This is a genomic window from Alkalibacterium subtropicum (assembly GCF_900112455.1).
Lineage (GTDB): Bacteria > Bacillota > Bacilli > Lactobacillales > Carnobacteriaceae_A > Alkalibacterium > Alkalibacterium subtropicum.
Map to the genome: position 1 here is coordinate 1 of NZ_FOLT01000008.1, position 20,717 is coordinate 20,717.

The following is a 20,717-nucleotide window of genomic DNA, read 5'->3' on the forward strand; positions in this document are numbered from 1 at the left end:
CTCCTTGTATATTATATTTAGGGTTTTAACCTTCCGGTTTTTACTGGATAACCCTATGAACCTCTTTTCGATTACCTCATCTCGTAAGATATGAGATAATAAGTTTATTGGATTGAGAGGTTAGCCGTTCTCTCCTTGAGTCCTTGAACTCGTAATCGAAAGACTGGTTCCTCTCTCTGATAAGCTGATTGCGAATGAGTTAGATGTTGAAAGCCTCGTGCTTTACTCCGTATCTATAACAAGGTAGTGACGCTTTTCAGACGAGTGGCTGTTCAATCCAAAATTAAATGAAGAAGGTGTTGTTATGTTCTTCTTAGGAATTGATATTGGTAAACGAAGCCATGTAGCCTCAGCTATGAATGAAGAAGGAAAAGTGATACTAAAAGGCTTTTCATTCCCCAATTCAACTGAAGGTGGAGAAAAACTTCTCCAAAAAATCATCTCTTTATCCCCGATTGATCAGTTTAAAGTCGGAATGGAAGCAACAGGCCATTACTGGCTATCTCTTTTCTCCTTTTTAGATGAGCACGACTTTCTTATTCACGTCATTAATCCGATTCAGACCGATGGTTGGCGTAAAGGAACGGAAATTCGCAAACGAAAAAATGATATTATTGATTCTGTCTTAATCGCCGATTTAATGCGCTACGGAACGTTTGTAGAAACATCTCTATCCGATGAAAACATCTTTTCCTTGAAACAACTCTCACGCTACCGAACCTATCTTGTGGGTACCGCTAGTGACTTCAAACGGAAAATCATTGCAGTATTGGATCAAGTATTTCCTGAATACGATACACTTTTTAGTAAAGTGGGCATTTTTGGAAAAGCATCAAAGGAAGTTTTGTTAGAACTGAGTTCTCCTGATGCCATCAATCATATTTCTGCAGGTACCCTAGCTGATCTATTGGGTGAAGCCAGTAGAAATCGCTTGGGTATGAAGAAAGCTGAAGAACTAAAAACCGCTGCCTCACACTCCTTTGGAGTTAAATTCGCCCAGGAAGCATTCACCTTTCAATTACGTTCAATGGTTGAGCAATTAAAATTTATTGAAAAGCAAATAACCGATACAGAAAAAGAAATTAAAAAGATCATGGACGATATTGATTCTGTGATTGAAACAATCCCAGGTATCGGTCCAATTAACGGTGCGACGATACTAGGAGAGATTGGGGATATAAACAAGTTCTCTTCACCAGCTAAATTGGTCGCTTTTGCCGGTATTGACGCGTCTGTAAGCCAATCGGGTGAATTCGAGGGAACCCATAACGTTATGAGTAAACGAGGCTCTCCCTATCTAAGAAAGGCTTTATTCTCCGCTGCGTTAGTCGCCTCAAGACATGATCCAGTTTTTAAAGCATTTTATGAAAAGAAAATATCCGATGGCAAACACCACCTTACAGCCTTGGGCGCCGTTTCACGTAAACTCTGTTATGTCATTTACGCAATTTTAAAGAAGAATGAACCATATGAAGTTCGTTTAAAGTAAATCCGAAAAATTGAGAATAGAATAAGCTTATTTGATGTGCTCTTAAAACCACAAAAATCATCACGCTAATTTTGCACCCTATCGCTTGACTTTATATAGTTAGTCTCTCTTTTTCTTCACCTGTCTTCTCACCTCAATATTAGCACTCTTTATCTCTTAAAGAGTAGTAAAAGCTCTTCCCATTTTTTCAGCAGGAAGAGCTTCTTTTATTTCCACTTTATCTTTATATCTCCGATCAGATAAAGTGAACCGCATATGATGAATTTTTCTTCGGTGTCAGTCTGACTTTTTAGAAAAGCAATTAGATCCCGGGTGGAATCGAACGGCTGAGCCTCAATCCCCTTTTCCTGAAGCTGTCTCGCAACTACCCTGGGAGCAAACCCGCGATACGGATCCGGCGATACGGTATACACTTTTTTCGTGAAAGGCAGAAGTTCTTCGATCATACGCATATAATCCTTGTCTTTCATCATACCGACAACGATAGTCAGCTTTTCACCGGGAAAAAGCGTTTCTATCGATTCTCTCAATCTTTCCACGCCTTCAGGATTATGCGCCCCGTCAATGAAGATCGTCGGCGCGTCCTGGATTTTCTCCATCCTTCCCGGCCAGTAGCTGGCTTTGATCCCTTTGATAATCTCTTCATCGGACAGATCATAACCTTTTTCTTTCAAGATAAGGGCCGCTTCGATGGCTAAAAGAGCATTGCTCACCTGGTGTTTCCCGACCATGCTAACGGTCACTTTGTCAAATTGTTTGTATGAAAAGGTACTGCCCCGTTCTGTCATGTTCAACTCTTTGATGTCGTTAATGTCCACCTTATGAATGGATGCCTGCTGAGCTTCTGACATTATCTGGAATACTTCCTCGATAGAGGGGGTGAAAGAAGGCAGCACGACTTCTCCCTTTTCTTTTATTATCCCGGCCTTCTCGCCCGCTATCTTTTCTAGCGTATTCCCCAGCATCTTCGTATGATCCATACCGATCGACGTGATGATCGCGACCTCAGGGACTGGGATCGTGTTGGTCGCATCCAGTCTGCCGCCGATGCCTGCTTCCAGAACAACGATGTCGCATTTCTGTTCTTTATAATATAAAAGAGCGACCGCCGTTAAGATCTCAAATGAATACAGACGCTCGCCGCATTCTTTTTCGACGGCATCCACGACAGCAGCCACTTTTTCTGTTGTTCGGATAAAATCGTCATCGGAAATAAACGCATCATTGATCCGGATCCGCTCATTCACTTTTTCTAAGTGCGGTGAAGTAAAAATTCCCGTTTTCAGGTTTGCTTGAATGAGTATCTGAGATATAAAGGATGCCGTCGATCCTTTCCCGTTGGTCCCGGCAATGTGAACGAACGCCAATCTTTGTTCCGGATTACCGATTTTCTTTAGCAGTGTACGCATGCGATCCAGGCTTTCTTTCTTCCCGTTCCCTCTATTTGTATTGACTAAGGCTATAACGTCTTTCATATCCCTTACCATTTCATCGACCCTCATTTAAGTAAAATTTATCAGCTATTTTAACATTTCCATTCCTTTTCAAGTATAACGGGTTCAATGACTGACAACAACAGCAACATTTTCTCACTTGTCACATTTATTAAACATTCATGCTGTTATAACAAACTTACTTATTGTAAAAGTCAATAAAAGTCTCTAATTGATAATATCTTACTAATAATTCACAATATTATTTGAGATTCAATCAGAATGAATCATATATCTTCATTTCGCGAGGGCTTATATTTGCGCTTTTACCAAGTAAAGAATAAACTAGTTACATAGACAAAGTATTGTGTTCCCTTGCAATTCTTTTCTTATTTCACAATCTCTTTATGGGCCCTTGTGAAGACTATAACGACTACGAGGTGACGAAGATAAAAAATCAGATCAACCACATAGCGCTTTTGGATTCTATGAATCCCCCAATACTTACCCCCCAATTAAATGAAAAAGACTCACGCCTTTGATTCCTGGAGAAAATCACTTTTCCAAGCAAAGGCCTTTTTCATGTCTTCGCTTCATTTTGATTTTTTTGTCCTTCTATTACCGTACATATACACTTACTTTTAACAAGTTAATATAATAACTTCTTTTCTTTGATTAATATTTAATTATTTACTATACTTATTTTAACAGTTGAATGTGCTTACTTAATCCTTTAGAATATTTATTCGTATTGTATTCAACTTTTCCCCTCATTATACACCTTGCAAGTCTTCTAGATTCATTTAATGTTCCCTCTATTTCTTTATAATTCAACCGCTTTTATTACCGTATTTTTTTCTCACTGTATCCCCCCTCATTTTAACCACTCAGAAATAGTCTCTTTCGTTTTTCTATCCCATTCTATTTGTCATCCTCTTGTTTTATTTATCTCACATGTTAAATTCATCGATCCCTTTAAGGAGGTGGCGCCTTTGACAGAAACTAGAAAGTCGCTCAAATTTCATACTTAACATCAGCAATCGGAGGTGTATTAGATGTGACAACTCAACGCAAACCGTTGTACACACATGTCATCACGCTGCTGTTCGTTCTGTTTCAGTTCATTCAGTTCTTTCCCTCAAGTTTAGTTTCCTCCCTCACCGCATCCGCTGAGACCAGTAACGCCATTAGTTTATTTTCGGACGATAAAGGATCTGGAAATGCCAAATGGTCTTTAAGCGAGGACGGGAAACTCATTACTTGGGAAGTGACTGTTACCCAAAATGAATCGGAAGCAGAAGCCGCACCAAGCGTGGAAGTGGTCGTACCCGAAGATGTCGGTGCTCCACAACTTGTGTCCGCAACCCCAACCGGCGTATTCAACACGTCAGGCAACAGCCATACCTTTACAGCCCCTTACTCCACTACAGCACAAACCCTCACACTCACATTCACGACCGCAGTTAATGATATCTCAACAACAAATCTAACATTCAAGATCGGTGCTTCGATACAGCAAAAAGACAGTCCGGCAGCAGCCGCCCTTCAATCCGTCTCGATCCCAAATAAGCTTGCCCAGTTAGAAGCTGAAAGGATCGCGGCAGAAAAAGCCGAGGCTGAACGGATTGCCGCTGAGAAGGCTGAAGCCGAACGAATCGCAGCTGAAGAGAAAGCTGCTCAGGAAGAAGCAGATAGATTGGCTGAAGAACAGCGACTTGCTGAAGAGGCAGCCAAACTAGAAGAAGCAGAACTAGAAACTGAACAGTCCGCTGAATCTGAAGCACCAGTGAATGAAAGTTCTGATAAAGAATCTATCTCTCAAGAAGCTGCTCCTGAAGAAGAAGCAGTCAGCGAGTCTGACGTGGAAGTGGATGCAGAAGTCGAAGATAAAACGAATGAGGAACCTCTCTCAACGCAGAAAGTCCAGGAAGAAAGTGTTGAAGAAGACGTTGCAGCAGCTGAACCTGATGACATCACCATCTTATCTGGAGGCAGTTATTCTATCGACTTCTCAGCATATGATACAGATTTTTATGATTTTAATCTCCCCTTTGACTACCCTACTCCTCCCTCAGGCCGTGCTGCCGATCCAATGGGCACACCCTCAGCGGAAACTGTAGAATCACTACAACCTGAGAATTTGGCTTTAGGACAAATCGTGCCATTCGAAGCGAAAATTTCAGTAACCGGAACAACTTCTCCTGAAGACGGCGTGATGCAGTTTACTGCAGGATGGGAAACCGTGACCACAAATGGTTCGAATTTCGGTTTCGATCCTAATTATATGGTCTTTGCCGGTTTTGTGGATACAGTGGATTCAACGGATCCAGGGAACGATGCGACCGTTTATGATATAGATGCTGCGCTCGTAGGGACAGAAATACAAGGAACCTTCTACCTCTCCGGTATGGATACAGGGGATACCATCATTGTAGAAATGTGGGTCGTTTTGAAAGATACCCTTCCAGAAAAAGTGGGAAATACGGTTCAGACCCGTCTGATCAGTGCAGAAACAGCTACCGGTGATACAATCAATACCGGTAACCAGACTGTACCATTAAATCAGACAAGTACCTTTACTTCTGTTGAGGCAGACGTCAGTATCATAAAATCAGACGAACCCGATCCATTGTATGTAAACGAGACGCTTACCTACACTATTACGGTAACTAACAACTCAACAGATACCGTCGCTAACGGTATCGTTGTCGAAGATACCCTAGATCCATATGTTACTTTCGTCAGCGCCAGCGACGGAGGCGTACATTCCGGGGCGGATATTGACGGCAGCGGCGGAACAGTGACCTGGCCGGCCTTCGCTTTAGAGCCGGAAGACTCCAGAGTCTTTATCTTAACAGTCACCGTCGATGAAGATGCGCCGACAGATAATTTCTTAGGAACGACTTCAGATGACCGCGGTGACTACAATGATGATGGAATTCCTTTAAATTCCGCAGACCTGTTAAACTTTGTTGTCATTGCTTCAATGATCACCGACGATCCTAACCCAGCCAATGATATGTGGTATGAACCAACCAATGTTCTTCCGCGTCTGTCAGTCGAAGCACGAAAAGACTGGGTCGGGGGACGTGATGAGGATCACGTTGCCGTTGAATTGATACTCAGCCGTTCCATTGATGACGTGAATTATGAGATCGTTGATATCGATCCAATGATCACACCAGATTCCGGTACGAGCAGCCGCTTTGACTATATCTGGAGCGACCTGCCTCAATACGATACAAATGGTATTGAATATATCTATGAAGTGACCGAGGAGCTGGTTCTAGATAACTATAATTCAGAAGTCACCTATGATGAAGAATTCGGTATCTGGATCGTCACGAACACCTTTGAAAGTCCACTCATTGATATTGAAGCCGCTAAAATCTGGGATGGTGGACCTGAAGCTGATCATGTCGCTGTCGACTTGATACTCAGCCGCTCTATTGACGGCGAAACCTATGACATCGTCGACCTTGATCCAATGATCACTCCAGATTCAGGCACGAGTACTCGTTTCGACTATATTTGGAGTGACCTGCCTCAATACGATTTCAACGGTAATGAATATCTCTATCGCGTAACCGAAGAACTAGAGCTTGATAACTATACTTCAGAGTCCGAATTTATAGACGGTGTCTGGATCGTCACGAACACCTACACAAGTCCCCTTATCCCTATCGTAGGTGAGAAGATCTGGGCGAACGATACACCAGAGCACAGACCAGAAACCCTGACTATTTCACTTTACCGCATGATAGAAGGCGGTGAGCCTGAATATGTCACTGAAACAACCACTTCAGCTTTAGATGAATGGTTCTATGATTTCGGTGAACAGGACGAAACGGATAATGACGGTAACGTCTACACTTACTCGATCGAAGAAACCGTTCCTCCAAACTATAACGAGGAATACGCTGCACCGTACTATGTTGAAGACGTCCTGCATCTGGATGTGGAAAACACACTAGTCATGGGTGATCTCTATATTCTCAAGACAGATATGGACGGCAATCCGATACTAGATAATCCTGCAGAATTCAAGCTGACACGCATAGATCCTGAAGTTGCGGATCCTTTCACTGTCACGTTATCGACAGATGCTGAAGGGAAACTGGTCTTTACTGACTTGCTTGCCGGAACATATCTGTTAGAAGAAACCAAAGCACCACTCGGATTCAATCTCTATCCTAACGACTTTGTCATTACAATCGAAAAAGGAGAAAATGGTGAAACGATCGTCAATGTAGAAGAAGTACAAATCACTGAGGAAAATCCATTAACGATCAAAAACCGACCATCTCAGTCCTTGCCAGACACAGGTAGCATGGGAACCACCATCTTCACTGTCCTTGGTATCGCCTTGATGGGAGGAGCCGTGTACGGCCTTAAAAAAAAGAAATCAAAACAGTCATGAAGATTGACTAAAAAAGGAGAGTAAAAGCAAATGACCAAAAGAATACGAACGATTGCCGGTTTCTTGATGGGGCTGTTCATGGTTCTTTCCATTATGGCACCTTCCATGGCAATGGCAGCAACAGTAAGACCAGAAACTGGAAATCTGTACATCCATAAAATCCAGACAAACTATAATCCATTCGATGATACATTGATCGAAAACGACGGGCTGACAAAAGACCTTCCCGCTGACTCGACATTTTTAGAAGGCGCCGAATTCAGTGTCTATAAAGTAGCGGATGATGCTGAATTACCGGTAGATATCACAGGCATTTCTCCTGTCGTTGAGACTACAGACAGCAGTGGTCTCGCCTTATTTGAGAATTTAGCTCAAGGCAGATACTATGTTGTAGAAACAAACACACCTAAAGGGGTCGAAGAATTCAGCCCCCCATTTTTAGTCGATGTACCGATGATGAATCCAAATGGCACGGAATGGAATGAAAATGTTCATGTCTATCCTAAAAACCAGCTGATTTTAGGTGCCGTCGAACTCACCAAATGGGACGAAGATGGTGAAACTGGCTTAGCTGGGGCAACTTTCAGTCTTTATAAAGAAGAAGATGGAGATGATGTTTTAATTGCATCTGACTTAGTAACCGATGCAAATGGTAACATTTTTGTTGGAGACCTGGTCGTCGGCAACTACTACTTCGTCGAAACAGCTGCACCTGATGGCTATGGTCTGAATACGACTCCAATCACTTTTGAAGTCACAAAAGATGACCACGCTTACGGTTTAGGAAATGATTCATCTGACGAAAATGTTATTGATGAAAAAATCATCCGCGAAGGCGTCGAACTGATGAACTACGACCTGCCTGACATCCAAAAATTCGTGACAACAGTCGATAACAAAGTGGAAACCGCTGACTTCAATGAAAATATCCTCTGGATCATTCAGCCTGAAGTCCCTGGCGACATCGCCACTTATGACTCTTTCGTAATCGTCGATACGTTCGGTCCTGAAATGACCTTCAATAATGATGTCACGATCAATGATGGAGCCATTACAGACTTTACAGTAGACTTCACAAGTAACGTTTTGACCATTGATATCACACCAAGTGCTCTGGAGGGCGTTACTGAGTTGACTGTAGAATTCACGACCTTCTTCAACGATACAGCCATCATGGGCATGGACTACTACAACAGTGTAGACCTTGAATTCAACAATGGCTATGACGATTATGATGCAACTGAAGAAGACGAGCCTTATGCTCATACCGGTGGTAAAGCCTTTGAGAAAGTGAACAAAGAAGGCGAAGGCTTACCAGGCGCTGAATTCCTTATCCACAAAGGCGAAGGCATGTATCTACAATCAGACTACAGCTGGGGTGCTAAGGCCACAGCATGGACATTCGTATCTGACGCTAACGGCTACTTTGAAATCAAAGGGTTGGCATACGGTGACTACTATCTGGAAGAAATCAAAGCACCTGAAGTTGACGGCATTCAGTACAGATTGCTTGATGACGACTATGAGTTCACGGTCGATGCAAACAGCTACTACAGTAACGTCGCTGATCTTGTCGCTGCAGATCCTGCCGAAGTTCTAAACAGCCCTGAAATCACTCTGCCTCAAACAGGTGGTGTGGGTACTTTAGTCTTCAGCATTATCGGACTTGGCTTGATGGGCTCTTCGATCAAACTCTATAAAAAATCAGAAAAATAATCAGTGTCGACCGAAACCTAACCGATACCTGACACCTCCGGGATGGGACACTACCTGTCTCATCCCTTTCTACATACTCCTCTACCCCACTCTCGTCACTGAAAGGAGGGAGTCTCCATGAAAAAACCGTTTCGTTCATTCAAGAAACCTTCAAAATCCTCATTCTTACTGATCATTGCCTTTATTATCGGACTAAGCATCTTTTTATACCCCATCGTGATGCAGATTTATTCCGGCATGACTCAGACACGGGTCATCGATACGTATCAGGATTCCCTGGACAAGCTTTCCCAAGAAGAAATCGATGCCTATAAAAATCAGATAACTCAATACAATCGGCAGCTTTCTGGCGACAATATTCAGCATGACTATGAAGACCCTTTTTCCGATGAACCATCCAATGAAGTGTCTGCTGAAGGAGATCATTCTTCCTTCAATGTGTTCACCGACCGCCTTGGAGATGTCCTGGGACACATCGACATCCCGGCTATCGACGGTAAGTTTCCGATATATGCCGGTACGAGTGATGCCGTTCTCCAAAAAGGAATCGGGTATATGGAAAATACATCCTTCCCTTTAGGCGGTGAAGGCACTCACGCCGTATTGACCGGTCATCGCGGTCTGCCGACATCTAAACTGTTCACAGACTTACCTGATGTAGAGCTTGGCAGTATTTTCTACTTAAATGTTTTAGATGAAACGTTAGCTTACCAGGTCACTGAAATCAATACCGTTTTACCTTACGAGACGGACCTCATTGCTATCCAGGAAGGAAGAGATCTCGTCACCCTTATCACCTGTACACCTTACATGATCAATTCTCACCGCTTGCTCGTCATGGGCGAACGCATCCCTTATACCCCGGAAGAACCCGTTGCCGCAGCTGTTACCCCTGACTTGCCCACTGACTCTACTCCTGAAGAAACCTCTTATCCCCTTCCAATACTCATCGCTTCAGTTGTCAGCATCCTTGTCCTTGCTCTTTTGATCTATAAGAGAAAAACGCGAAAGGAGAAGAGATAATGAAGAAAAAACTAATACCCTCTCTGCTCTTTCTCGCCGGCTTATTGTTTTTCACTTATCCTTACATTGCTCATTACATCAATGACTACACCATGCAGCAGCAGATCGAAGAATTAGAAACTGTTTCGGCTCAACCTGATTCAGAAGAAGACAGTGAGGCATTGTGGGAAGAGATGCGGGCATACAATGAACAGCTTCAGAAGGATCCGGAGCAGATGATCGAAGATGCTTTTACAGATGAAGTCATGGCTTCAAATGAATTTTATTCCAGTAATCAAGATGGACCTGAGAACGATAGCAGTCTCCTCAATAATCCTGAAGGTCTCGTCGACAATTCTCATGTCGAGATGGAAGATGTCAGTGCTTCATCAGGGAGCAGCTCCTCTTCTCTAGCTTCCCGCTCTTTCTACTCCATCATTCGCATCCCTAAAATCAACATCGAACTCCCTATTTACCTTGGCGCTTCCGATGCCAATTTGATGAAAGGTGCCGCACACATTACAGGCACCTCCCTTCCCGTTGGGGGCAAAGGGACGCACGCCGTCATTGCCGGACACAGAGGGACCCTTCGGCACAATATGTTTTTACACGTCAATGATTTGAGTGCTGGAGATACGTTCGAGGTCCAGACCCTAGATAGAACTATGACTTACCGGGTGACTGGCTCAAAAGTCGTTCTGCCTAATGAGGTGGACAGTTTAAGTATCCAGAAAGACAAAGATCTCGTCACACTGGTCACCTGTCTCAAGTATCCAATGAATGACAAGCGACTTCTCGTTTATGGTGAACGGGTGAACTAAGTAAGGAGTCACATAAACTACAAAAGCTCGCCAGAGACTCTATTTCTCCCTGGCGAGCTTTTTATGACAGAGTCGGTCCAAGCCGACTCTTACGCTCTTTAAAAGCAAAAAAAGAGAGAGGCCAAAGGCTTCTCTCTCCATCATATCCATAAATTATAATTTAAACTCTTCTTCTTTTGCAGGTTCGACGACTAAATAGCGGTGCGGTTCTTTCCCTTCAGAATGGGTCTGTACGCCGCTGAATCTGTTCAAATAGCGGTGGATCTGTTTACGTTCGTGCGCAGGCATCGGCTCTAATATGACCGGACGCTTGGTGCGCTGAACTTTTTCAGCGGTGCGCGTGGCCAGCTGTTCCACCGTTTTTTTACGGCGGTCACGGTAATTTTCTGCATCCACTTTAGCGTAGAGCTTGTTGTCCGCTTCCTGATGCAGCTGGATCTGGGCCAGCGTCTGAAGACTGTTTAATACTTTGCCATGACGACCGATGATCAAACCGGCATCTTCCGTCTCGATCGAGAACTTCACACGGTTATAGTCGCGTTTCACGTTGATGTTCACATCGTCCACGCCCATCTTCACAGCGATGGTTTTCAGATAGTCAGAAACCTTCTCGACAGCGGCTTCGTCTTGTGCGTTGAAAGAATCCTCTCTCTCTTCGCGCGGCTGACGTTCCTTCACCTGTTCAGTTTGTGCAAGTTCTTGGGACACGACTTTTTCTTCTTTTTCACTGGTTTCTTCAGTTACTTTTGTTTCTTCTACTTCTTCAGGTGTTTCCTGTTCTTCCGTTTCCTCGACAGCTTCGATCACTTCTTCCGGTTTTTCAGCGACCGGTTCTACGGGAGGTACAGCTTTTTCTTCTCTTTTTTCGGAAGGCTTGATCGTGGATGATTCTTCCTCCCCCAGCATGACTTCTTTAGATAATAGTTCCTCGACAGCATTTTTAGTATTGGTCTTTTTGACCACAACGACCGCGTCTTTCTGGCCAATACCCAGGAAGCCTTTCTTGCCTTCTTGCTTCACTTCGATCGTGGCATCTTTTCTCTCGATACCTAATGCTTTTAATCCTTTTTCAATGGCTGCTTCAGTGGTTGAAGCTTGTGCAGTATACTTGTCATTCATGAATACTATCCTCCATCCCAAATTCTATTCATCTATATTTTACCAAATAAATAAGCATAAGTCAGAAAAACATTATTTTTTTACGTTTCTTCTGTGTTTCTGCGCTTTTTTCAAAGCTCGTCTGCGCTGGCGTTCTGCTTCGCGTTCTTTTGCTTCTTTCTCCTCGCGTTCTCTTCTCATCTTAAATGGATTCTGGAAGAGCAGCGTCTGGATCACAGCGAAACCATTTGACGCTGTAAAGTACAAGGCCAGGGCACTGGATAAGCGCAAGGTAATGAAGACGATGAATAACGGCATGACATACGTCAGCATTTTATTTCCAGCCTGAGGTCTACCCATACTCATTAAAACCGAGTTGCCTAAAGTGAATAAGCCGGCCAGGATCGGTAATATAAAGTAAGGATCCGGTTGGCCCAAGTTGACCCATAGGAAATCACCTGTAGCCAGGATCGGTGTCCTGATTACAGCCTGATACAGCGCAATGAAAACAGGCATTTGGATCAGCAGGGGCAGACAGCCCATATACGGGTTGACGCCTGCTTCACTGTAGAGACGCTGCTGTTCTTCTTTCAGCTTCTCCTGTGTCTCTGTATCCTTCGCAGAATACTTGTCTTTCAACTCCTGCAGCTGAGGGTTGATTTCATTCATCTGCTGCATGTTTTTCTGTTGGAAATGTGTAAATGGGATAAGCAGGGCGCGAATGAATATCGTGACAACGATGATCCCTACACCGTAATTTCCACCGAAAAAGTCAGCAACCCAGATAATTGCCCGGGCAAAGTTGTAAATAATGACGCCTTCCCAGATACCTGTACTTTCTGAAGTAACGGGTTCTGTTCCACAGGCGGTCAGAAAGACCATTAGTCCAATCATTGCCATTGCCAGAAGCAATCGCTTACGTTTCTTTATAAAATTCACGTCGTTCTCCTCTTTTCTCAAACATCGTTAACTCTCGTTTCAAAATATTTAAAATCCATTCAGTCCACTCTCTGTTCATTGCTTCTAAGTATGGCCGCTCGATCGAACACATGCAGAAGACTTTTCCTGATTTCATGATAATCCATGTGACTGACAGGCGGTCTGGCAATGACAATGAAGTCCACGTCATGTCTGATCAGATCGTTCTGATCAAATTCGATCAAACAGTGTCTGATTTTGCGTTTGATCGCGTTTCTGACGACGGCATTTCCCAGTTTCTTCCCGACTGAGATCCCAACACGAAAATGAGCTTGTCCTTCTTTGGTTAAGTTATACACCACAAATTGCCGGTTAGCCATCGACTGTCCCTGATGAAAGACTTTTTGAAAATCTGCTTCAGTTTTTACGCGATAAGCTTTTTTCATTAACGTCCCATCTTTCTACATTAGCTAAGTATTTTAAAAATTTGAATAAAAAAAAGGCAACGTGCTCTCACCAAATATTCCAGCAAGAAGCTTCCGTCGCCTAGCGTCATTAAGCAGAAATTCTTTTTCTTCCTTTACGACGTCTGTTTTTCAATACTCTACGTCCGTTTTTAGTACTCATACGTTTTCTGAATCCGTGTACTCTTTGACGTTTACGTTTTTTTGGTTGATATGTTAATCCTTGTGCCATTGGCAAACACCTCCTGAATCTTTCCTTATGTCTTCTGTACTTATAATAAGCAATATCAGACTATCACTTTTCACTATATAGACAGACTATGTTATTTTAGAAAACATTTCACAGTTTGTCAAGCTTATTTTACCATCAATCCGTTCAGATTACACCCTTAATTTTCAATAGCATCAGAAAGTTATGCCAAAAAGATATCCACATGTGAAGAATAACTCTCTTTCCCCCTTTTCTTATCCACCTTTTCATTCACAGACTATCCACAGTTTCACATCCTGTTAATGGAAACCGTACACAGGTTCGGCCGGGGTGTGTATAACTTTTATAAACGTTTTAATATCAACGATTAAGCTCGCAATAGTTATCCACATTTCTTGTTAAAAACCCACCTCTCTATAAGTTTATTAACATCCTGTTTTTTCCTGTGGATATCTTTTTGTACACCTTGTGGAATTTATATCAACAATTTTAAGCAACTGTGGAAAACTGAAGCAAGACGTGATAAAATAGAAAAAGTAACTTTACGGCGAGGAGGAAAAATATGGACGACATACATACCGTATGGACTTATCTACAAGATAAATTTAAAGAAACACTCTCAAAAGTTAGTTATGATACCTGGATTCAAAGCGCTAACCTCGTCAGACTCTCTGATAATTCGATCACGATCGAAGTGCCTTCTACCCTGCATAAGGAATACTGGAAAAATAATCTCTCTACTAAAGTTGTGGAATACTTGTATGAATTTTTAGGACGAGAAGTTTCTCCCTTATTTGTCACAGCAGACGAACAGGCCACCTTTGAAGAACAAGACACGAATGATATGGTCGATCAGTTCACCTCTCATAACAAATCGAGTACCTTGAACAGCAAATATACCTTTGACACGTTTGTTATCGGTAAAGGAAACCAGATGGCTCATGCAGCGGCATTAGTCGTAGCTGAAGAACCGGGAACGATCTATAATCCCCTCTTCTTCTATGGTGGCGTCGGCTTAGGTAAGACTCACTTGATGCATGCGATCGGACACCAGTATCTGCAGATCAATCCGAATGCCCGCATCAAATATGTATCCAGTGAAAATTTTGCCAATGATTTCATCAATTCGATTCAAAACCGGACGCAGGAGAAATTCAGACAGAATTATCGTAACGTGGATCTGCTCTTAGTCGATGATATCCAGTTCTTTGCGGATAAAGAAGGCACGCAGGAAGAATTCTTTCATACCTTCAATGCCTTGTACGACGACCGGAAACAGATCGTTTTGACGAGCGACCGTCTGCCGAATGAGATCCCTAAACTGCAGGAACGTCTCGTTTCACGTTTTGCCTGGGGACTCTCCGTTGACATCACGCCTCCCGATCTCGAAACACGTATCGCGATTCTGCGTAAAAAAGCCAATGCGGAAGGCCTGGAAATACCAAACGATACCTTGAGCTATATTGCCGGCCAGATCGATTCCAACATTAGAGAATTGGAGGGTGCCCTAGTCCGTGTTCAGGCGTATTCGGCGATCCAGCGCAGCGACATCACGACAAGTCTGGCGGCTGATGCACTGAAAAGTATGATCAAACAGGATGCCAAACAGAATGTATCCATTGCATCGATCCAGCAGAAAGTCAGCAAGTACTATTCGATCTCTCTAGCTGATTTAAAAGGGAAAAAACGCGTCAGACAAATCGTTCTCCCCCGTCAGATCGCGATGTATCTGTCCAGAGAACTGACCAGCACGTCCCTGCCGAAAATCGGTAAAGAATTTGGCGGCAAGGATCACACGACCGTTATTCATGCCCATGAGAAAATCAAAAAAGTTTTGAATGAAGAAGAAAACGGCGAAATGCGGGAGCAGATCGAGGAAATCAAGAAAAGTCTCTAAATGGACACTGTGGATAAACATTCAAGTTAAACACATTCTTATGCACAACTTATCCACAAGTGGAAAACCGTTACTGCCATACGCTTTTTATGTTTTCCACAGTATACACAGGACCTACTACTATTACTAAGTCTTTATATTAATATATAATATGCATTAGGTTACTACTTTATCAATGGAGGATGACTATGAAATTCACTGTCAATCGAGCAACATTCTTAAAGAAATTAAAAGATGTGCAGTTAGCTGTTTCATCTCGTGCAACTATTCCGATATTAACAGGGATCAAACTGATCGCTGATTCTGAAGGAATCAAAATGACTGGAAGCAATTCAGATATTTCGATCGAAACACTTTTGAGTGTAACTGATGAGAAAGCAGGACTCACTATTGAAGAAACCGGCCAGATCGTCTTACAGCCTGCCCGTTTCTTCAGTGATATCGTCAATAAACTGCCGGATGAAACCTTTACTGTAGAAGTGAAAGACGGCGTGCAGACATCCATCACCTCTGCCTCTTCTGCTTTTGTGATCAATGGACTCGATGCGGTCAATTATCCACATCTCCCTGAAATCGACACGGAACAGTCCTTTACACTGCCTGTCAATCTGCTTAAAAAGATCATCAAACAGACAGTTATTGCTGTATCAACGCATGAAAGCCGTCCGATCCTGACCGGGATCCACTTCACGATCGAAGGCGGAAAACTGAAAGCTGTTGCTACAGACAGTCACCGATTGAGTCAGCGTGTGATCCCGATCGAAGGCACAGAAAATCTGTCCCACGATCTCGTTATCCCGGGCAAAAGCCTTCAGGAACTTACCCGTTTACTCGATGAGAGTTTAGATGAAATCGAAGTGACCGTTGCTGAAAACCAGATCTTATTCAAAACGGAAGATACCTACTTCTATTCACGCTTACTGGAAGGCAATTATCCGGATACGAACCGACTGATCCCTGACAACTCGTCTACACAGCTGACCCTTGACGCTAATGTGCTTTTAGGCGCTGTGGAACGTGCCAGCCTGCTTTCCCATGAAGGGAAAAACAACGTCGTCAAATTGACGGTCAAAGACAACAGCGTTGAAATTACCGGTAATTCGCCGGAAGTCGGACGCGTGAACGAACAAGTGTCCTTCAATGACTTGAACGGGGAAGACATGGAGATCTCTTTCAACCCGGATTATTTGAAAGCCGCCCTGACAACTTTTGGACCTGTTGAGATCACCGTCAAACTGATTTCGACGCTTCGTCCTTTCGTGCTGGTGCCAAGTGAAGATAACGATGAATTCATTCAACTTATCACACCGATCAGAACCGCTTCTTAAAAGATGAAGATGAATATGAAAAAAGACCCTTTCGAGGGTCTTTTTTTATCCGGTCAAGAATGTGTCGTCTTCTGTCAGTCACTATGGCCCTCTTTCCTTCTTGTTCAGGTGATACAGTCGGATAGAACACGTGAAACGACTGAGCTGACTGAAGATCGCCTTCTTCAACGTATACAGTAGTCATGATCCTTTGAATAGACCGAACTCGGGCAAACTTCGGTTCATTAGAAGGATATTCAGTATCCAATCAACCGAACCTCGCAAACTTCGGCTTATTCGAGACTATTTTATCCTTTTATAAACCGAATCCCTTTCTAAAATGCGAAAAGACGCTGATTACAACGAATCAGCAGCTCACTCCTCACCTTCTGACCCTAAATAGAGTAAATTTTTATAAATTCTGATCAGTAATATCCAAATCCTCTTAAATTTTCCTTTCTGAGCTCATTTCAATATAAAAAGTACTTTTTATCGATTATCCGTTAAAATCGATTAGAATGGATATATTCCTATATAGATTTGTTTTAAACGGTCATTTAAGGTATAATATAAGGAGAAACTAGTAAACGTGGATGGCTATCCACGTCTTTACTTTTTAAGGAGACGAAAACGATGTCTGAAATCATTCAAATCGATGATTCAGTGATCACACTGGGTCAGTTTTTAAAACACGCAAACATCATATCAAGCGGAGGGATGGCCAAGCCTTTCCTTATGGAATACCCGATCTGGGTGAACGGGGAACCTGAAAACCGCCGAGGCAAGAAGCTCCGTCACGGTGATACGATAAAAATCGAGGAATTCGGGACGTACACGATAGAATCCACTGCCGACGGGGAATAGGGATGTTTTTAAAAGAACTTTCTTTAAGAGGCTACCGGAACTATGAAACAGCGGAAGCAAAATTCTCAAAAAAAATAAATGTTTTTCTAGGGGAAAATGCGCAGGGGAAGACGAACATGATGGAAAGCATTTACGTTTTAGCCATGGCGCGAAGTCACCGGACGGCCAATGATAAAGAACTCATCGGCTGGGATCAGGACTTTGCCAAAGTCACAGGAAAAGTGGAAACGGATAAAACGACCTATCCGCTTGAGATCGTGTTGTCAAATAAAGGGAAGAAAGCCCGGCTGAATCACCTGGAACAGAAGAAGCTGAGTGCGTATATCGGTCATTTGAACGTGATCCTGTTCGCACCGGAAGATCTGGCTCTGGTCAAAGGGTCTCCTTCGGTGAGACGGAAGTTTCTGGATATGGAAATGGGGCAGATGAGTACCATTTATCTGTACCATCTGGTCGAATATCAGAAAATCCTTAAACAGCGCAATGCTTACTTAAAACAGAATCGCAGAAACGGAAAAATAGATCAGACGTATTTATCTATTCTAAACGAACAATTAGCGGCAGAAGGTGCTGAGGTGCTTGCTGAACGCTTTTCTTTTGTCAAGCGACTGGAAAAATGGGCCCAGCCGATCCATGCCGATATCAGTCAGGAGAAAGAGGAGCTCACGCTCGAGTATGCCTCAACGGTCTCGCTAAGCTCGGAAAAGGACAAAGACCAGGTGATGAAAGACCTGCTGGAACAGTATAAAAAGAACGAGCGACGGGAAATGGACCAGGGGACGACGCTAGCCGGGCCGCATCGCGACGATGTCCGGTTCTATGTGAATGGAAAAAACGTTCAGACCTACGGTTCCCAGGGGCAGCAGCGGACAACGGCACTAAGCGTGAAGCTCGCTGAGATCGAACTGATGAAAGAGATGACAGGGGAATATCCCGTTTTACTACTGGATGATGTGCTGAGCGAACTGGATGATGACCGCCAGACACATCTCTTGAAATCCATTCAGGACAAAGTACAGACCTTTTTGACCACAACGAGTTTAGACGGAGTAAAGAAAGAATTGCTCCATGACCCGCGTATTTTTACCGTGCATAACGGACAGATTGAAATGGAGAGTGAATAAAGTGGCTGAAGATAAATTAACGCCGAAAGAAATCGAAGAATTGAGAGAAGAGTATAATGCCAGTCAGATTCAGGTACTGGAAGGTCTGGAAGCCGTCAGAAAGCGTCCGGGGATGTACATTGGATCGACGGGTCCTGAAGGGCTGCACCACCTTGTATGGGAAATCGTGGATAACTCGATCGATGAGGCGATGGCCGGTCATGCGGAAAACATCGATATCGTCATCAAAAAGGATAACATCATTGAAGTCAGTGATGACGGCCGGGGGATCCCGATCGATATCCAGGAAAAAACAGGCCGTCCGGCGGTCGAGACCGTGTTTACGATCCTGCATGCCGGTGGTAAATTCGGCGGTGGCGGCTACAAAGTATCCGGCGGTCTCCACGGGGTGGGTTCCTCAGTCGTTAACGCCCTGTCCAAGTTTCTTGAAGTGGATGTGCATAAAAACGGCAGGATCCACAGCATGTCCTTCGAACGCGGCGATGTCGTGAAAGAACTGCATGAAACCGGTGATACAGACAAGTCTGGAACTGTCGTCCGCTTTAAAGCGGATGCAGAGATTTTCCAGGAAACAACAACCTATGACTTCAACAAGCTGGCCACACGCGTGCGTGAACTGGCCTTCCTGAACCGCGGCTTAGCTATTTCCATCGAAGATCAGCGGCCGGAAGAACCGGTCCGTCTGGCCTATCAGTATGACGGCGGGATCAAGAGCTACGTCGAATACTTGAACCAGAGTAAGACCGTCTTATACGATGACCCGATTTTCCTGGAAGGTGAACAGGATGGCATCGCCGTTGAAGTCGCGCTGCAACACACAGACGGCTACCACACGAACATCATGAGTTTTGCGAATAATATCCATACCTATGAAGGTGGGATGCATGAGTCCGGCTTTAAAACGGCACTCACGCGTATCATTAACGATTATGCCAAGCGAAACAAGTATCTGAAAGAAAGCGAGGATAACTTGAGCGGTGAGGATGCCAGAGAAGGGCTGACCATCGTTTTGAGCATCAAGCATCCGGATCCCCAGTTTGAAGGACAGACCAAAACGAAACTGGGTAACTCAGAAGTGAGGACGATTACCGACCGTCTCTTCAGTGAGCACTTCAACCGTTTCCTGGTTGAAAATCCTCAAGTCGGGAAGAAGATCATAGACAAAGCCCTGCTGGCTGCAAAAGCCCGTCTGGCTGCCAAGCGTGCGCGCGAAGTGACACGTAAGAAAAACGGTCTGGAAATCAGCAACCTGCCGGGTAAACTGGCAGACTGCTCGTCCAAAGATCCTGAAAAATCAGAAATCTTCATCGTCGAGGGGGACTCCGCGGGCGGATCAGCCAAACAGGGACGTTCCCGCTTGTTCCAGGCTATTTTACCGATCCGAGGAAAGATCCTGAACGTTGAAAAAGCGTCGATCGACCGTATCCTGGCCAATGAAGAGATCCGTTCCTTGTTTACAGCCATGGGGACAGGTTTCGGCGAAGAGTTCGAGATCGATAAAGCCCGTTACCATAAACTGATCATCATGACCGATGCCGATGTGGATGGCGCGCATATCAGAACATTGCTGCTCACACTTTTTTACCGTTACATGCGTCCCGTTGTCGAAGCGGGTTACGTTTATGTGGCGATGCCGCCTCTGTATCAAATCAAACAGGGTAAAAAAGAGGTCTACGTGGATTCTGAGAGAGAATTGGAGGAACACCTTAAATCGATCCCGACGTCTCCTAAACCCTCTATTCAGCGTTACAAAGGTCTGGGTGAGATGGATGCAGAACAGTTATGGGAAACGACCATGAATCCAGAAAATAGGCGCCTATTGCAGGTCACTGTTGAAGATGCGATCGAAGCAGATCTGGTCTTTGATATGCTGATGGGTGAGAAAGTGGAGCCGCGTCGCGAATTCATCGAAGAAAATGCCCAGTATGTCGAGAATATCGACGTATAAAATAT

General features: G+C 43.9%; 15 protein-coding genes. 10 read left to right on the forward strand and 5 right to left on the reverse strand.

The window, feature by feature from the left end:
• Nucleotides 1-304 precede the first annotated feature (304 nt).
• The gene (locus tag BM049_RS08250) at nt 305-1,489 is read left to right on the forward strand and encodes an IS110 family RNA-guided transposase (RefSeq protein ID WP_091530417.1); all 1,185 of its coding nucleotides are present in this window, start codon (nt 305-307) and stop codon (nt 1,487-1,489) included.
• A gap of 206 nt (nt 1,490-1,695) precedes the next feature.
• Here the strand turns inward: BM049_RS08250 and BM049_RS08255 are convergent, their stop codons facing one another.
• Nucleotides 1,696-2,976 carry a bifunctional folylpolyglutamate synthase/dihydrofolate synthase gene (locus BM049_RS08255; RefSeq protein ID WP_177188651.1) on the reverse strand — a complete coding sequence of 427 codons (1,281 nt, stop codon included), beginning with the start codon at nt 2,974-2,976 and terminating at the stop codon, nt 1,696-1,698.
• Between the two features lie 1,003 nt (nt 2,977-3,979).
• On the opposite strand from BM049_RS08255, the gene BM049_RS08260 reads away from it, so the two are divergent.
• From BM049_RS08260 to BM049_RS08275, 4 genes are all read left to right on the forward strand, one after another.
• Nucleotides 3,980-7,342: a Cna B-type domain-containing protein gene (locus tag BM049_RS08260; RefSeq protein ID WP_091530423.1), complete on the forward strand. Its 3,363-nt coding sequence runs from the start codon at nt 3,980-3,982 to the stop codon at nt 7,340-7,342.
• Between the two features lie 30 nt (nt 7,343-7,372).
• A complete protein-coding gene (locus BM049_RS08265) occupies nt 7,373-9,058 on the forward strand; it encodes a SpaA isopeptide-forming pilin-related protein (RefSeq protein ID WP_091530426.1) in 1,686 nt (561 codons plus the stop codon).
• A gap of 117 nt (nt 9,059-9,175) precedes the next feature.
• Nucleotides 9,176-10,081, forward strand: coding sequence for a class C sortase (locus BM049_RS08270; RefSeq protein ID WP_091530428.1), 906 nt, complete (start codon nt 9,176-9,178; stop codon nt 10,079-10,081).
• Entirely contained in the window at nt 10,081-10,881 is an 801-nt protein-coding gene (locus BM049_RS08275) for a class C sortase (protein WP_091530430.1), read from the forward strand. The genes BM049_RS08270 and BM049_RS08275 overlap by 1 nt, the downstream gene beginning before the upstream one ends.
• Nucleotides 10,882-11,034: 153 nt before the next feature.
• On the opposite strand, the gene jag is transcribed toward BM049_RS08275, so the two are convergent.
• The 4 genes from jag to rpmH form a co-directional block, all read right to left on the reverse strand.
• Nucleotides 11,035-12,000, reverse strand: coding sequence for an RNA-binding cell elongation regulator Jag/EloR (gene jag / locus BM049_RS08280; protein WP_091530433.1), 966 nt, complete (start codon nt 11,998-12,000; stop codon nt 11,035-11,037).
• 72 nt (nt 12,001-12,072) lie between these two features.
• Nucleotides 12,073-12,909: a membrane protein insertase YidC gene (gene yidC, locus BM049_RS08285; protein WP_177188659.1), complete on the reverse strand. Its 837-nt coding sequence runs from the start codon at nt 12,907-12,909 to the stop codon at nt 12,073-12,075.
• 68 nt (nt 12,910-12,977) lie between these two features.
• The gene (gene rnpA, locus BM049_RS08290) at nt 12,978-13,343 is read right to left on the reverse strand and encodes a ribonuclease P protein component (protein WP_091530436.1); all 366 of its coding nucleotides are present in this window, start codon (nt 13,341-13,343) and stop codon (nt 12,978-12,980) included.
• Between the two features lie 109 nt (nt 13,344-13,452).
• Nucleotides 13,453-13,593 (reverse strand): 50S ribosomal protein L34, encoded by a 141-nt coding sequence (gene rpmH, locus BM049_RS08295; RefSeq protein ID WP_091487056.1) that lies wholly within the window; start codon nt 13,591-13,593, stop codon nt 13,453-13,455.
• Nucleotides 13,594-14,134: 541 nt separating this feature from the next.
• Between rpmH and dnaA the strand changes: the two genes are divergently transcribed.
• From dnaA to gyrB, 5 genes are all read left to right on the forward strand, one after another.
• Nucleotides 14,135-15,469 (forward strand): chromosomal replication initiator protein DnaA, encoded by a 1,335-nt coding sequence (dnaA, locus tag BM049_RS08300; RefSeq protein ID WP_091530437.1) that lies wholly within the window; start codon nt 14,135-14,137, stop codon nt 15,467-15,469.
• A gap of 188 nt (nt 15,470-15,657) precedes the next feature.
• A complete protein-coding gene (gene dnaN, locus BM049_RS08305; RefSeq protein WP_091530439.1) occupies nt 15,658-16,797 on the forward strand; it encodes a DNA polymerase III subunit beta in 1,140 nt (379 codons plus the stop codon).
• 612 nt (nt 16,798-17,409) lie between these two features.
• Nucleotides 17,410-17,640 (forward strand): S4 domain-containing protein YaaA, encoded by a 231-nt coding sequence (gene yaaA, locus BM049_RS08310; protein WP_091530440.1) that lies wholly within the window; start codon nt 17,410-17,412, stop codon nt 17,638-17,640.
• Nucleotides 17,641-17,642: 2 nt separating this feature from the next.
• The gene (recF, locus tag BM049_RS08315; protein WP_091530442.1) at nt 17,643-18,764 is read left to right on the forward strand and encodes a DNA replication/repair protein RecF; all 1,122 of its coding nucleotides are present in this window, start codon (nt 17,643-17,645) and stop codon (nt 18,762-18,764) included.
• Between the two features lies 1 nt (nt 18,765).
• Nucleotides 18,766-20,712 (forward strand): DNA topoisomerase (ATP-hydrolyzing) subunit B, encoded by a 1,947-nt coding sequence (gyrB, locus tag BM049_RS08320; protein ID WP_281242215.1) that lies wholly within the window; start codon nt 18,766-18,768, stop codon nt 20,710-20,712.
• Nucleotides 20,713-20,717 lie beyond the last annotated feature (5 nt).